Raw genomic sequence first — 14,127 nt, 5'->3', positions numbered from 1 at the left:
TGAACATGGTTTACTTGAAGCGCCCGTGACGCTGCAGCACCTCGATCTTGTAGCCATCCGGATCGGTGACAAAGAAGAAGCGGGCAAACAGCGAACCGTCCCGGTTGAACTCCACGATCTTGCCGGGCGCCAAACCCGCGTCGTCCATGCGCCGGTGCTCCGCGTCCAGATCGGTGACGCTGACGGCGAGATGGCCATAGCCGGTGCCCAGGTCGTAGGCCTCGTCCCGCCCCTTGTTGACCGTCAGTTCGAGCTCGAACTCCGTCTCGGGATTGCTGAGATAGATCAGCGTGAAGGTTTCGAAGTCGAGCCGCTCGGCGATGTCTAGTGCGAATGCCGTCCGGTAGAATTCAACGGAGCGCGCCTCTTCCAGAACACGGATCATCGAATGGATCATCTTTGCCATGCGTTTCTCCTAAATGAAAAATAACCGTCAGTAGAGCGAGGGTTTTGAAGGCGTTGCCGCCGTGGATTTGTACGGAGCCACCAGATCGGCTGCGGCCTTGACCAGCAGACCGACATCGCTACCAATCGCCACAAAATTTGCGCCAGCCTCGATTGCCTTGTCGATCAGGTTTTGATCCGTCGTCATGATCCCCGCCGGCTTACCAAGTTCACGGATACGGCCAATAGCTTGGACAACCGTCTTCACAACTTCCGGCGCACGCGGACTGCCGGCAAACCCCATATCAGCGGACAGATCCGCTGGTCCAATGAACACGCCGTCGACACCGTCGGTCTTGGTGATCGCATCAAGGTTTGAAATTGCCAGCCGGCTCTCGATCTGCACAAGACACGCGATCTGTTCGTTGGCGGTTTCGACATAATTGGGCACCCGCCCGAAGTTCGACGCCCGGCCCAGCGACGCGCCAAGACCGCGCACGCCATCGGGCGGATACCGGCAGGCGCGCGCCATCTCAAGTGCCTGTTCCGGCGTGTCGACCATCGGAATCAAAATACTCTGCGCGCCGATGTCGAGCGCCTGCTTGATCATCCAGGTCTCGCCTACGGGGAGGCGAACGACCGCATGGGCGGGATGACGCGCGGCGGCGGCAAGCTGTTGCGTCAGAAGCGGAATATCGTTCGGCCCGTGTTCTCCGTCGATCAGGATCCAGTCAAATCCCGAGCCTGCGCAGATCTCTGCCGCGTGCGGACTTGCCAGCGCCGTCCAGAGGCCTAACAGCCTCTTGCCCTCCTGGATGTCGCGTTTGAACTGGTTGACGGGTGCCGACATTGTCCGTGTCCTTATTCTTGCTGTTCAGTAAGTTGTCATGCAACCCGACCTACCGCTTGACAAGCCCCGGCCAGCCGAATTTCGGTACGCTGATTGTCACACTGGGCAAACCGCCGGTTCTGATTGACACCCCTTGGCGCCGCCGCTACCAAATTCGACCGAGGGGAGATCATGGCAAGACGCATAGGCAGCACCGGAAGACTTGACGACGCCGCACGCGCGGGCTGGCTCTATTACGTTGCCGGCAAGACGCAGGACGAGATCGCCGCCGCCATGAGCATCTCCCGCCAGAGCGCCCAGCGGCTGGTCTCGCTTGCCATCGCGGAGAAACTGATCAAGGTCCGCCTCGACCATCCCATCGCCGAATGCATTGAGCTCGCCCAGGCCCTCAGGGACAAATATGATCTGCGCCAGGTCGAGGTCACGCCCAGCGCACCGGGCTCTGACGGCGGCCATGCCGGTATCGCGGAAGCTGGTGCGGCGGAACTTGAGCGCTGGCTGAAACAGACCGACCCACTGATCATCGCCATCGGTACCGGTCGAACGCTGCGCGCTGCCGTCGACCAGTTGTCGCCGATGGAGTGTCCGCAGCACCGGATCGTCTCGTTGACCGGCAACATCAGCCCCGACGGCTCCGCTGCCTATTACAACGTCATCTTCTCGATGGCCGACGCCATCAAGGCGCGGCATTTTCCGATGCCGCTGCCGGTTATTGTCTCGTCCAAGGCCGAACGTGACCTGCTCCATCAGCAGGCGCTCGTCAAACCGACGCTGGCGCTCGGCGCGAAGGCCGACGTAACGTTCGTCGGTGTCGGCGAAGTCGATCCACAGGCACCGTTGTTGCTCGACGGCTTCCTCAATCCGGACGAGGTGAAGAGCCTGATGGCCGCCGGTGTCATCGGCGAAATCTGCGGCTGGATGTTCGACGAAAACGGTGCGCTCGTCGACAATCCCGTCAACGAACGGATCGCCAGTTTGCCGCTGCCGTCAATCGAGACCTCCTGTGTCATCGGCCTGGCACGAGGCCGCCGCAAGCATGTTGCCATCAGGGCAGCTCTCAGGGGCCGGCACATCAACGCCCTCATTACCGATGAGGATGCAGCACGCTTCCTGCTGCAAGACTGACCCCCCTTCACACACATTTATCGTTTCTTAATCAATTGCTTGACTGCCCTTTTCGGCAGCGCAGCATTGATTCCGCATTGACATTCTCACCGGCAAAAGTGAGTAATTGCCCATGAGCAAAGCGAATGCTCATTTCTCTTCTGGGAGGAAGTTATGACTTTCAAGACGATTCTGCTGGGCGCCTGCTCGGCACTGGCACTGGCTGGAATGGCCTCTGCCGAAACTCTCACCATCGCGACCGTGAACAATGGCGACATGATCCGCATGCAGGGTCTGACGTCGGAATTCACGTCGGCCAACCCCGACATCCAGGTTGAATGGGTCACGCTGGAAGAAAACGTCCTGCGCGAACGCGTCACGACGGATATCGCCACCAAGGGTGGCCAGTACGACATCATGACCATCGGTACCTATGAAGTTCCGATCTGGGCAAAGCAGGGCTGGCTTGTCGCTCTCGACAACCTCGGCGCCGACTATGATGTCGACGATCTGCTGCCGGCCATTCGTTCGGGTCTGACCGGCGATGACGGCAAGCTCTATGCCGCTCCGTTCTACGGCGAATCCTCGTTCATCATGTACCGCAAGGACCTGATGGAGAAGGCCGGCCTGACCATGCCCGATGCCCCGACATGGGAATTCGTGGCTGACGCCGCCCGCAAGATGACCGACCGCGCCAACGACATCAACGGCATCTGCCTTCGCGGCAAGGCCGGCTGGGGCGAGAACATGGCCTTCCTGACGGCCACGTCCAACGCCTTCGGCGCCCGCTGGTTCGACGAAAACTGGAACCCCCAGTTCGACCAGCCGGAATGGAAGAACACGCTCGACTTCTACGTCAAGCTGATGAACGACGCCGGCCCGCAGGGTGCATCGTCGAACGGCTTCAATGAGAACCTGGCGCTGTTCCAGCAGGGCAAGTGCGGCATGTGGATCGACGCCACTGTGGCGGCTTCCTTCGTGACGAACCCGAAGGACTCGACCGTTGCCGACAAGGTCGGCTTCGCTCTGGCTCCCGATACCGGTCTTGGCAAGCGTGGCAACTGGCTCTGGGCCTGGAACCTCGCCATCCCGGCCGGCTCGCAGAAGGTCGAAGCAGCCGAGAAGTTCATCGCCTGGGCAACCAGCAAGCAGTACGCCGAACTGGTCGCCTCCAAGGAAGGTTGGGCAAACGTTCCTCCGGGCACCCGCACCTCGCTCTATGAGAACCCGGAATACCAGAAGGCTGCACCTTTCGCCAAGATGACGCTCGACTCGATCAACGCCGCCGACCCGAAGAACCCGACGGTCAAGCCGGTGCCTTATGTCGGCGTGCAGTTCGTGGCCATCCCGGAATTCCAGGGTCTTGGCACCACGGTCGGCCAGCTCTTCTCGGCAGCCCTTGCAGGTCAGATGTCGGTTGACGACGCGCTCGCCCAGGCCCAGCAGGTCTCGGTTCGCGAAATGACCCGCGCCGGCTACATCAAGTAAGGCTCTCCTCCCGAAAGAGCCGTCCGGGCCGAGGCCCGGGCGGCACCCCAAAATAAAGCGGATCGGTGGCCCGCGCGGATCAATTCCGGATACAGTCCCGCCTGGAAAGACGAGCCGCAGCGCCCGATTACGGAAGACGCCGGCCTCTAGGAAGAGATTTTACCCATGGCTACGCAAAACACCCGGACGCTTGCCCGTCTCATGATGGCGCCTTCCGTCGCCCTTCTTCTGATCTGGATGATCGTGCCGCTGTCGATGACGCTGTGGTTCTCGTTCCAGAACTACAATCTCCTCAACCCGGCAAACGTCAGCTTCGCCGGCCTGTTCAATTACCGGTTTTTCTACACCGACCCCGCGTTTTTCCAGTCGATCTGGAACACGCTGCTGATTGTTGGCGGCGTGCTTTTTATCACCGTTGTTGGCGGCATCGCCATCGCCCTGCTGCTCGACCAGCCGATGTTCGGCCAGGGCATCGTGCGCATCATGATCATTTCGCCCTTCTTTGTTATGCCGCCGGTCGCGGCGCTGGTGTGGAAGAATATGATCATGCACCCGGGCTACGGCGTGCTCGCCGATATCAACCGCTGGCTGGGTTTGCAGCCGGTGGACTGGTTCGCCCAATATCCGCTCTTCTCGATCATCGTCATCGTCGCTTGGCAATGGTTGCCGTTCGCGACACTCATTCTGCTCACCGCGCTTCAGTCGCTCGACGGCGAACAGAAGGAAGCGGCAGAGATGGATGGCGCCGGCTTCATCAATCAGTTCATCTACCTGACGCTGCCGCACCTCGCCCGCGCCATCACGGTCGTCGTCCTGATCCAAACGATCTTCCTGCTCGGCGTCTATGCGGAAATCCTCGTCACCACCAATGGCGGCCCCGGTTACGCCTCCACCAACCTGGTGTTCCTGATCTACCGCACCGCGCTTCTCGGCTACGACGTCGGCGGCGCATCGGCCGGCGGCATCATCGCCATCATCCTCGCCAACATCGTCGCCTTCTTCCTGATGCGCGCCGTTGGCAAGAACCTGGACAGGTAAGGAGAACGATCATGGCACGCGCCGTCAGCACCCGCAGAAAGATCGCCTTTACCGTCTTCGCATGGATCGTGGCCCTCGTGATCTTCTTCCCGATCCTCTACACGATCATCACCTCGCTGAAGACGGAGACTGAGGCGATTCAGGGTTTCAGGCTGATCCCGTCCTTCACGCTCGAGAACTATGTGACGGTCCAGACGCAGCGCGACTACTTCAAGCCCTTCATGAACTCGGTCATCATTTCCGTCGGCTCGACCATTCTCGCGCTGCTGGTGGCGATCCCGTCCGCCTGGGCCATGGCGTTCTCTCCGACCAAGCGCACGAAGGACATCCTGATGTGGATGCTCTCGACCAAGATGATGCCAGCCGTCGCCGTTCTCGTGCCGATCTACTTGATGTTCCGGGATTTCGGCCTGCTAGACACCCGCATCGGCCTGACGATTATGCTGATGCTCATCAACCTGCCGATCGTCGTATGGATGCTCTACACCTATTTCCGCGAGATTCCCGGCGAAATCCTAGAAGCCGCGCGCATGGATGGCGCCTCGTTGTGGAACGAGATCATCTATGTGCTCACACCTATGGCGGTTCCCGGCATCGCCTCCACCATGCTGCTCAACATCATTCTCGCGTGGAACGAGGCCTTCTGGACCATCCGGCTGACAACGACCAACGCGGCGCCGCTGACAGCGTTCATTGCGTCCTTCTCCAGTCCGCAAGGTCTGTTCTGGGCGAAGCTTTCGGCGGCCTCGACGCTTGCCATCGCCCCGATCGTCATCCTCGGCTGGTTCAGCCAGAAACAACTCGTCCGCGGCCTCACCTTCGGCGCCGTGAAGTAAGGAACAGGAAGATGGGTAGCATCACGCTTCAGAACGTCTCGAAGACCTTTGGCGAGGTCTCGGTCATTCCCTCGATCGATCTCGAGATCAACAATGGCGAGTTCGCGGTTTTCGTCGGTCCGTCGGGCTGCGGCAAGTCCACGCTGCTTCGACTGATCGCCGGCCTTGAAGACGTGTCCGGGGGCCGAATCCTGATCGATGGCAAGGACGCCACCGACAAGGCGCCGTCGCAGCGCGGTCTTGCGATGGTGTTCCAGTCCTACGCACTCTACCCGCATATGAGTGTGCGTTCGAACATTGGCTTCCCGCTGAAGATGGCCAAGGTCGACAAGGCCGAGATCGACCGCAAGGTCGAGGAGGCCGCCAAGATCCTCAATCTCACCGACTATCTCGACCGCAAGCCCCGCAACCTCTCCGGTGGCCAGCGCCAGCGCGTCGCCATCGGCCGCGCTATCGTCCGCTCGCCGGAATGTTTCCTGTTCGATGAACCGCTGTCGAACCTCGACGCCGCGCTGCGCGTCAACATGCGGCTCGAAATCTCCGAGCTTCACCAGAAGCTCAAGGCAACGTCGATCTACGTCACCCACGACCAGGTCGAGGCCATGACCATGGCCGACAAGATCGTCGTCTTGAACAAGGGCCGCATCGAGCAGGTCGGCTCTCCGCTTGATCTCTACAAGAGCCCGCGCAACCTCTTCGTCGCCGGCTTTATCGGCTCGCCCAAGATGAACTTCATCACCGGAGCCCCGGCGACCGCGAAGAACGCGCATACGATCGGCATTCGCCCGGAGCACGTGACGCTCTCCACCACGGAGGGCGCCTGGAAGGGCCGGGTCATCATCGCCGAACATCTCGGCTCTGACACCTTCCTCCATATCGACACCGAAGGCGTGGGCACGATCACCGCGCGCTGCAGCGGCGACATGCCGGTCCGCCATGGCGATACCGTGTACGTCACGCCGGATGATGCCCGCATCCACCGCTTCGACGACAAGGGCATGGCGCAATGACTGGCAGGCTTTCCGGCAAATCGGCGCTGATCACGGGCTCGGCCCGTGGCATCGGCCGCGCCTTTGCGGAAGCCTATGTCCGCGAAGGGGCAACCGTCGCGATTGCCGACATCGACATCGCTCGCGCCGGAGAAACGGCCAACGCCATCGGCCCGTCCGCCTATGCCATACAGCTTGATGTGACCGACCAGTCCTCCATCGACGCCGCCGTAAAGGCCGTCGAGGAAAAGACCGGCGGCCTCGACATCCTGATCAACAATGCCGCGCTCTTCGACCTCGCGCCGATCATCGACATCACCCGAGAAAGCTATGACCGGCTGTTCTCTATCAACGTTGCCGGCTCGCTCTTCATGCTACAGGCGGCGGCGAAGTCGATGATCGCTCGCGGCAAGGGCCGAAAGATCATCAACATGGCAAGCCAGGCGGGGCGGCGGGGTGAGGCCTTGGTGGCAGTGTATTGCGCCACCAAGGCCGCCATCATCTCCCTCACCCAGTCTGCCGGGCTCGACCTCATCAAGCATCGTATCAACGTCAACGCTATCGCACCGGGGGTCGTCGATGGCGAGCACTGGGACGGCGTCGACGCGCTGTTTGCGAAATACGAGAACCGGCCGCGGGGCGAGAAGAAGAAGCTCGTCGGCGAAGCCGTGCCCTTCGGCCGCATGGGCCGTGCCGAGGATCTGACGGGCATGGCAATTTTCCTGGCCTCCAGCGAGGCCGACTACATCGTCGCCCAGACCTACAATGTCGACGGCGGCAACTGGATGAGCTGAGCCTCGGAGCCAGCTTACCGATCGAGGACACTGATATGACCTGCAAGCTTTCGCTCGCCACCCTGAAAGAAGCCGCCAAGCTGGCCGCCGTTCCCTCCTATCGGCACGACCAGCTGAAGGCAGGCATCCTGCATTTCGGCGTCGGCAATTTTCATCGCGCGCATCAGGCGATCTACCTGCACGAACTCTTCGAAAAAGGGTTGGACCACGATTGGGCAATCATCGGCGCAGGGGTGATGCCGAGCGATCAGCGCATGAAGGACAAGCTCGCCGCGCAGGATTTTCTGACCACGGTGGTGGAGCAGGACAACAACCGCTCGTCCGCGACGGTCACCGGCCCGATGGTCGATATCCTCACCGCCCCGGATTACAAGGCAATCATCGCCAAGCTGGCCGATCCGGCAATCCGCATCGTGTCCCTGACGATCACCGAAGGTGGCTACTTCATTGATCCCGCCACCGGAAAGTTCGACCCGAAGCATCCCGCGATGGTGGCCGATGCGGCCGATCCGGAAAGTCCGAAGTCCGTCTTCGGCCTGATCATCGCCGGCCTCAAGACCCGGCGCGCGGCCGGCGCGCCGCCCTTCACCGTCATGTGCTGCGACAACATTCCCGGCAATGGTGAGGTAACGGAGGCAACGGTCACGGGTCTCGCGAAACTCTCCGATCCTGACTTCGCACATTGGATCCACGAGAACGTCGCCTTTCCGAATGCCATGGTCGACCGCATCACGCCCGCCACAGGCGAGCGCGAAATCAACATCACGCGCGAGACTTACGGCATAGAGGATTCGTGGCCGGTATTCTGCGAGGAGTTCAAGCAGTGGGTTCTTGAAGACAAGTTCCCGCTTGGCCGCCCTGCGCTGGAGAAGGTCGGCGTCACATTCGTTCCGGATGTCGCACCTTATGAACTGATGAAGCTGCGCATTCTGAACGGCGGCCATGCCGCGATCGCCTATCCGGCGGCGCTGATGGACATTCACTTTGTCCATGAAGCGATGGAGAACGACCTGATCCGTGCCTTCCTCGCCAAGCTGGAGAAGGAAGAAATCATCCCGATCGTTCCGCCGGTCCCGAACACCAGCCTCGACGACTATTTCGACCTGATCGAACGTCGCTTCTCCAACCCGAAGATCGGCGACACCATCCCCCGCCTTGCTCAGGACGGCTCCAATCGCCAGCCGAAATTCATCCTACCCTCCACTGCAGATCGCCTCGCAAAAGGAATGGACGTGGTCGGGCTTGCTTTGGTCTCTGCACTCTGGTGCCGCTATTTCGAAGGCAAGTCGGACAGCGGCAAGGAAATCGTCTTCAACGACCCGAATGCCGAACGGCTGCACACCACCGCAGTGGCCTCGCGCAAGGATCCGCTTGCATTCTTGGCACTTTCCGACATCTTCGGCAGCGTCGGTACGAATCCGCTATTCCAGCGCCGCTTCGCCGGGGCGCTCACCTCGCTCCGCAACGTGGGAACAGCCGAGACCCTGACCCGATATCTGGAAGGCAAACTCGACTGAACGAGACGGCATGACGACAGCGACATCGAAGACCCCCCTGATCATCTTCGATTGCGACGGCGTTCTCGTTGACAGCGAACCGATTTCGCTCGCCGTGCTCGTCGAGGCCCTGGCCGAAGCCGGCGCGCCGATGGACGAAACGCGCGCCCGCGAGCTCTTTCTGGGTCGCAGTCTCGCCTCGATGATCGCCACGGCGCGTGACGAGTATGGCCTTTCGATCGACGACGCTTTCCTGAGTGCGATGCGCCTGAAACTCTACGACCGCTTTCAGGAAGAATTGCAGGCGATTGAGGGTATCGCCGATGCGCTGGGCGCCCTCACCACCGCCGGAATCGACTGGTGCGTCGCCTCGTCCTCGCAGCCGGAGCGGATCGAGCTTTCACTGACCGTCACGGGCATCCTGCCGCGCTTTGCCCCGCGTATTTTTTCTGCCAGCATGGTCGATCATGGCAAACCCGCACCCGACCTGTTTCTTTTTGCCGCACGGTCGATGGACCGCAACCCGGCCGATTGCATAGTGATCGAGGATAGTCCAGCCGGAATCGCTGCGGCAAAGGCCGCGGGAATGAAGGTTTTCGCCTTCCTCGGCGGCTCTCACGCAAGAGATCCTGCCTTCGGCGACGCGATCAGAGCGCTTCATGCCGACGCCGTGTTTGACGCCATGGGTGATTTGCTCCACCTTGTCTCCAAAAATATGAGCAGGGATGGAAATAAGCCGTAATGCGCGATCACGTGATTGCCGTCGATGTCGGAACGGGCAGTGCGCGCGCGGGCGTCGTCAGCGCGAGCGGACGACTGCTGAGTCGCCGCGAACATCCGATTCATATGCGCCACGACGGCGACCATGTGGCGGAATACTCCTCCGAGCAGATCTGGAGCGCCACGTCCCTCGCGGTCCGCGACGCGCTTTCGGCCGCTCAACTGACGGCCGATCGTATCGCGGCGATCGCCTTTGACGCGACCTGCTCGCTGGTGCTGCGAGACAGCGGCGGCGGTCCTCTCGTTCTGAAAGAACAGGATGGCCTCGCCTTCGACACCATCGCCTGGCTCGACCATCGCGCGGTATCGGAAGCCGAAGAGATAAACGCTAGCGGCCATCCCCTGCTTGCCCATTCCGGTGAGATGCTCTCGCCCGAGATGCAGATGCCGAAGCTGATGTGGCTGAAGCGCAACCGGCCCGAGCTGTGGGAAAAATCCGGCCATTTCTTCGATCTTTCTGACTTCCTGACCTGGAAATCGACAGGCAGCACCGCGCGATCGCTCTGCACCCTGACCTCGAAATGGAACTTCGCAGCGCATGAACAGGAAGGCTGGAGCCGCAGCTTCCTCCGAAGCATGGACCTGGAAGATCTGACCACGCGGGGGTCTCTGCCCGCTGAAGGCGTCCTTGTCGGAGAACCGATCGGACAGTTGTCCGAAACCGCCGCCGCCGCGCTCGGCCTCGATGCCGGCATCGCGGTTGCGCCCGGCATGATCGACGCCTATGCCGGCGCGCTCGGAGTGCTCGGTGCTTCCGCCCGTAGCCGCGAGACGCTCCGCCGTCAGGCGGCGCTGATCGGTGGCACCTCAAGCTGCCTGATCTGCTTCTCATCTGTCCCGAATTTCGGTCGCAGCCTGTGGGGACCTTTCCGGGACACGGTTTTTGCCGGACAATGGCTCGTCGAAGCCGGACAGTCGGCGACCGGCGGACTTCTCAACCACCTGATCCGCGTGCATTCCGCCGGCGGCGAGCCGACCACGGAACGCCATCAGCAGGTGATCGCCCGCATCCAGGAACTGCGCGCCACCGAAGGAGACGGTTTTGCCGGGCAGGTCAACATCCTGCCGGATTTTCACGGCAACCGCTCACCCTTCGCCGATCCAACACTGACAGGTGTGATCTCCGGCCTCACTCTCGACAGTTCCTTCGACGGGCTCTGCCGCATCTACTGGCGGGCCTGCGTGGCGATCGCGCTCGGCCTGCGCCAGATCCTCGACTACATGCACAACAGAGACTTCCACCCTCAGCAATTGCTCGTCACGGGCGGGCACGTGAAAAACCCGCTGCTTGTCGAACTCTATGGCGATGTCACGGGCTGTGACCTGCTGATCCCGGAAACAGACGACGCGGTGCTGGTCGGAACCGCGATCAACGCCGCGACCGCTGCAAGGCTGCACCCGGATCTCGCCTCGGCCGGAAGCGCAATGATTGCCGGCGGTCGCACACGCCCGGCCGATCCGGAACGGCGACGACACTACGACATCGACTTCGCCCGGTTCGTGCTGATGCAGAAACACCGCGCCGAGCTGACGGCACTCTGATCAGCCCCAAAGACGCGGAGATGGCGGATACATGATCGCGCCATCATAGCGGATCGCGTCGTCCCGGTCCGCGGCAAGCAGCAGCGGCCCGTCGAGATCGACGTAATCCGCCCCCTGCGCGGCATAGAAAGCCGGTGCCATGGCGAGCGACGTGCCGAGCATGCAGCCCACCATGATCGAAAAGCCCTCGGCCCGCGCGGCGCTCAAGAGCTCCAGCGCCTCCGTCAGTCCACCCGTCTTGTCGAGCTTGATGTTGACCGCGTCGTAGCGGCCCTTGAGCTTTGCGAGCGACGCCTTGTCGTGGCAGCTCTCGTCGGCGCAGACCGGCAAGGGCCGCGCTATCGTCGCCAGCGCCTGATCCTCACCGGCCGGCAGCGGTTGCTCCACGAGCGCCACGCCGAGCCGCAGGAAGGCCGGCGCCAGCGCCTGGTATTGCTCGACGCTCCATCCCTCGTTGGCATCGACGATGATCTTCGATGCGGGGGCGCCGGCCCTCACCGCCTCGATGCGCTCGAGATCGCCGTCATGCCCGAGTTTAACTTTCAACAAAGGCCGATGCGCATTCGCCTTCGCCGCCGCGTGCATCGTCTCCGGCGTCCCGAGCGAAAGCGTGTAGGTCGTTTCGAGCGTCACCGGCTCCGCAAGCCCGGCGAGCTGCCAGACCGGCTTGCTAGCCCCCTTGGCCTCGATATCCCAAAAGGCGCAATCAAGAGCATTGCGCGCTGCCCCCGGCGGCAGGCGTGACTGCAATCCGGCCCGGTCCAATCCCCGGGCGAGATCGTCCTTAAGCCCAGCGATGGTCTCAATGACGCCTTCCACCGTCTCGCCGTATCGCGCATAGGGCACGCACTCGCCGCGCCCGATGAACGTCCCGTCGGACAACGTCACCGTCACCACCCGGATCTCGGTGCGCGACCCCCGCGAGATCGTGAAAGCACCGGCAACGGGAAAGCGCTCTTCGACGACGGTAAGCGTAAGCGACGTCATCGCCGAACCTCGTGATGGCGGAAAAGAATTGGGAACATCGACGGCTCTCCTCATGAATCACCCGCAAACTCGCATGCGGCGGATGTTGAAGGAAGCGGCTTGGTGAAACAGCCCTCAAGCCCACCACGCAACTGGCTGCGGGGCCTCAAAACGCCCCTCCCCTTGCGTGCAAGCCCAATCCTTTCTATATCCGTCAACATTCAAAGGGGCGGAACAGTGCCCTCGCGCTTGACCGCCTTCCCGTCGATGACCGAACGGCCGCAACGCGCCCAGAAGAGACGATGCCCGTGAACACGCTGGATTTCGACAAGAGACCCGAGGATACCCGCGTTGTCGTCGCCATGTCCGGCGGCGTCGATTCATCCGTCGTGGCCGGTCTTCTGAAACGCGAAGGCTATGACGTCCTCGGCATCACGCTGCAGCTTTACGACCATGGCGCCGCCGTTCACCGCGCAGGCTCCTGCTGCGCCGGACAGGATATCGACGACGCCCGCCGGGTCTGCGAAACGCTCGGCATCCCGCATTACGTGCTCGACTACGAACAGCGTTTTCGCGATACGGTGATCAACCCGTTCATGGAAAGCTATATCGCCGGCGAAACGCCGATCCCGTGCGTGGCCTGCAACCAGACGGTCAAGTTCGCCGATCTGCTCGCGACGGCGAAGGAACTCGGCGCCGACGCGCTGGCGACCGGCCACTACATCCGCTCGAAATCCGTGCCGCTCGCCAACGATCCCGGCCACCGCGCCCTGTTCCGCCCGATCGACAGCGAGCGGGACCAGAGCTACTTCCTGTTCGCCACCACGCAGGAACAGATCGACTATCTGCGCTTTCCACTTGGCGGCATGTCGAAGGCGGAGGTGCGCGCGCTTGCCGAAGAGATGGGCCTCGTCGTCGCCCAGAAGGCCGACAGCCAGGACATCTGTTTCGTGCCGCAGGGCAAGTATGCCGACATCATCACCAAGCTGAAGCCGGAATCAGCGCTCGGCGGCGATATCGTCCATCTCGACGGACGCGTGCTCGGCCACCACGAGGGCATCCTGCATTACACGATCGGGCAGCGGAAGGGCCTGGGCGTCGCCACGGGCGAACCGCTCTACGTCGTCTATCTCGACGCCCGCTCCAAGCGCGTCATCGTCGGCCCCAAGGAAGCGTTAGAAACACATCGTATCTATCTGCGCGACGTCAACTGGCTGGGTGATCTGACGGTGGCCGAAGAAGCCGCCGACGGCTTTGCCTGCTACGCCAAGGTACGTTCCACCCGCCCGCCGACCCCCGCGACGCTGCATGCCGACGAAAAGGGGATCTACGTCGATCTCGCCATCGGTGAAGCCGGTGTCGCCGCCGGTCAGGCCTGCGTCATCTATTCCGCCCCGGGCGCCGACGCGCGCGTCTATGGCGGCGGCTTCATCGAACGCTCCGAACGCGCCGCGGACGCGGAAGCCGCGCTGAAGACCCTGCTCGCTAGCCCCGTCGCCGCCTGACCGCGGCGGCGCCCTAAGCCTTGCGTCCGCAAGGCAAAAACCCGGTTTTGCACTGCGCTTTTCTTTTTGCGATACCGCGCTTGACAGTCCGCCCCGCCCCGACCTATAAGCCGCTCAACCTGACGGCCGGACGCTTTCAAAGCACTTGCAAATCCCGGTCGCCGAACCCGGCGGAGTAGCTCAGTAGGTTAGAGCAGAGGAATCATAATCCTTGTGTCGGGGGTTCGAATCCCTCCTCCGCTACCAAAAATTTCCTGTCCATACCGAAGACATAGGTAACATCGTGTACCTAAGACATGGGTGACAACCTCGTGCCGAACGGGTTGTCGATGGTTTGCAAAGTCCTCTGCTCCAG

At 61.9% G+C, this 14,127-nt stretch carries 13 protein-coding genes and 1 tRNA gene; 11 read left to right on the top strand and 3 right to left on the bottom strand.

Annotated features, from left to right (window positions below; translation table 11 throughout):
- Window positions 1–10 precede the first annotated feature (10 nt).
- Together J5J10_RS03540 and J5J10_RS03535 are read right to left on the bottom strand one after the other, a co-directional pair.
- Window positions 11–406 (bottom strand): VOC family protein, encoded by a 396-nt coding sequence (locus J5J10_RS03540; protein ID WP_211928861.1) that lies wholly within the window; start codon window positions 404–406, stop codon window positions 11–13.
- 27 nt (window positions 407–433) lie between these two features.
- Window positions 434–1,234: an HpcH/HpaI aldolase/citrate lyase family protein gene (locus J5J10_RS03535; RefSeq protein WP_211928860.1), complete on the bottom strand. Its 801-nt coding sequence runs from the start codon at window positions 1,232–1,234 to the stop codon at window positions 434–436.
- Between the two features lie 171 nt (window positions 1,235–1,405).
- Between J5J10_RS03535 and J5J10_RS03530 the strand changes: the two genes are divergently transcribed.
- From J5J10_RS03530 to J5J10_RS03490, 9 genes are all read left to right on the top strand, one after another.
- On the top strand, window positions 1,406–2,359 hold the full coding sequence (locus J5J10_RS03530) for a sugar-binding transcriptional regulator (RefSeq protein ID WP_211928859.1): 954 nt from the start codon (window positions 1,406–1,408) through the stop codon (window positions 2,357–2,359).
- Between the two features lie 153 nt (window positions 2,360–2,512).
- Entirely contained in the window at window positions 2,513–3,826 is a 1,314-nt protein-coding gene (locus tag J5J10_RS03525) for a sugar ABC transporter substrate-binding protein (RefSeq protein WP_208553894.1), read from the top strand.
- Window positions 3,827–3,991: 165 nt separating this feature from the next.
- Window positions 3,992–4,864: a sugar ABC transporter permease gene (locus tag J5J10_RS03520; RefSeq protein WP_211928858.1), complete on the top strand. Its 873-nt coding sequence runs from the start codon at window positions 3,992–3,994 to the stop codon at window positions 4,862–4,864.
- Window positions 4,865–4,875: 11 nt separating this feature from the next.
- Window positions 4,876–5,700, top strand: a complete 825-nt coding sequence (locus tag J5J10_RS03515) for a carbohydrate ABC transporter permease (RefSeq protein ID WP_208553892.1) — start codon at window positions 4,876–4,878, stop codon at window positions 5,698–5,700.
- Between the two features lie 11 nt (window positions 5,701–5,711).
- A complete protein-coding gene (locus J5J10_RS03510) occupies window positions 5,712–6,710 on the top strand; it encodes an ABC transporter ATP-binding protein (protein ID WP_211928857.1) in 999 nt (332 codons plus the stop codon).
- The gene (locus tag J5J10_RS03505; protein WP_211928856.1) at window positions 6,707–7,483 is read left to right on the top strand and encodes an L-iditol 2-dehydrogenase; all 777 of its coding nucleotides are present in this window, start codon (window positions 6,707–6,709) and stop codon (window positions 7,481–7,483) included. Before J5J10_RS03510 ends, J5J10_RS03505 begins: the two co-directional genes overlap by 4 nt.
- A gap of 35 nt (window positions 7,484–7,518) precedes the next feature.
- The gene (locus J5J10_RS03500; RefSeq protein WP_211928855.1) at window positions 7,519–9,000 is read left to right on the top strand and encodes a mannitol dehydrogenase family protein; all 1,482 of its coding nucleotides are present in this window, start codon (window positions 7,519–7,521) and stop codon (window positions 8,998–9,000) included.
- 10 nt (window positions 9,001–9,010) lie between these two features.
- Window positions 9,011–9,721 carry an HAD family hydrolase gene (locus J5J10_RS03495; RefSeq protein WP_211928854.1) on the top strand — a complete coding sequence of 237 codons (711 nt, stop codon included), beginning with the start codon at window positions 9,011–9,013 and terminating at the stop codon, window positions 9,719–9,721.
- Window positions 9,721–11,301: an FGGY-family carbohydrate kinase gene (locus J5J10_RS03490; protein ID WP_211928853.1), complete on the top strand. Its 1,581-nt coding sequence runs from the start codon at window positions 9,721–9,723 to the stop codon at window positions 11,299–11,301. Before J5J10_RS03495 ends, J5J10_RS03490 begins: the two co-directional genes overlap by 1 nt.
- Here J5J10_RS03490 and dgcA read toward each other — a convergent pair whose 3' ends face one another.
- Entirely contained in the window at window positions 11,302–12,288 is a 987-nt protein-coding gene (dgcA, locus tag J5J10_RS03485) for an N-acetyl-D-Glu racemase DgcA (RefSeq protein WP_211928852.1), read from the bottom strand.
- Window positions 12,289–12,575: 287 nt separating this feature from the next.
- Here dgcA and mnmA point away from each other — a divergent pair, with 287 nt between their 5' ends.
- Both mnmA and J5J10_RS03475 read left to right on the top strand, forming a co-directional pair.
- The gene (gene mnmA / locus J5J10_RS03480) at window positions 12,576–13,772 is read left to right on the top strand and encodes a tRNA 2-thiouridine(34) synthase MnmA (RefSeq protein WP_211931124.1); all 1,197 of its coding nucleotides are present in this window, start codon (window positions 12,576–12,578) and stop codon (window positions 13,770–13,772) included.
- Between the two features lie 169 nt (window positions 13,773–13,941).
- Window positions 13,942–14,018: transfer RNA gene (locus tag J5J10_RS03475), tRNA-Met, on the top strand.
- The last annotated feature ends 109 nt before the right edge of the window (window positions 14,019–14,127 follow it).

Source organism: Ciceribacter sp. L1K23, assembly GCF_018122705.1.
Lineage (GTDB): Bacteria > Pseudomonadota > Alphaproteobacteria > Rhizobiales > Rhizobiaceae > Allorhizobium.
The sequence above is the reverse complement of the archived record's forward strand: the minus strand, read 5'-3'. Positions and strand labels throughout refer to the sequence as shown.

Coding starts and splice junctions, on each gene's coding strand:
- J5J10_RS03520 (WP_211928858.1), top strand. CDS start 3,992: ATGGCTACGCAAAACACCCGGACGCTTGCCCGTCTCATGATGGCGCCT.
- J5J10_RS03535 (WP_211928860.1), bottom strand. CDS start 1,234: ATGTCGGCACCCGTCAACCAGTTCAAACGCGACATCCAGGAGGGCAAG.
- dgcA (WP_211928852.1), bottom strand. CDS start 12,288: ATGACGTCGCTTACGCTTACCGTCGTCGAAGAGCGCTTTCCCGTTGCC.
- J5J10_RS03505 (WP_211928856.1), top strand. CDS start 6,707: ATGACTGGCAGGCTTTCCGGCAAATCGGCGCTGATCACGGGCTCGGCC.
- J5J10_RS03490 (WP_211928853.1), top strand. CDS start 9,721: ATGCGCGATCACGTGATTGCCGTCGATGTCGGAACGGGCAGTGCGCGC.
- J5J10_RS03515 (WP_208553892.1), top strand. CDS start 4,876: ATGGCACGCGCCGTCAGCACCCGCAGAAAGATCGCCTTTACCGTCTTC.
- J5J10_RS03510 (WP_211928857.1), top strand. CDS start 5,712: ATGGGTAGCATCACGCTTCAGAACGTCTCGAAGACCTTTGGCGAGGTC.
- J5J10_RS03530 (WP_211928859.1), top strand. CDS start 1,406: ATGGCAAGACGCATAGGCAGCACCGGAAGACTTGACGACGCCGCACGC.
- J5J10_RS03525 (WP_208553894.1), top strand. CDS start 2,513: ATGACTTTCAAGACGATTCTGCTGGGCGCCTGCTCGGCACTGGCACTG.
- J5J10_RS03540 (WP_211928861.1), bottom strand. CDS start 406: ATGGCAAAGATGATCCATTCGATGATCCGTGTTCTGGAAGAGGCGCGC.
- J5J10_RS03500 (WP_211928855.1), top strand. CDS start 7,519: ATGACCTGCAAGCTTTCGCTCGCCACCCTGAAAGAAGCCGCCAAGCTG.
- J5J10_RS03495 (WP_211928854.1), top strand. CDS start 9,011: ATGACGACAGCGACATCGAAGACCCCCCTGATCATCTTCGATTGCGAC.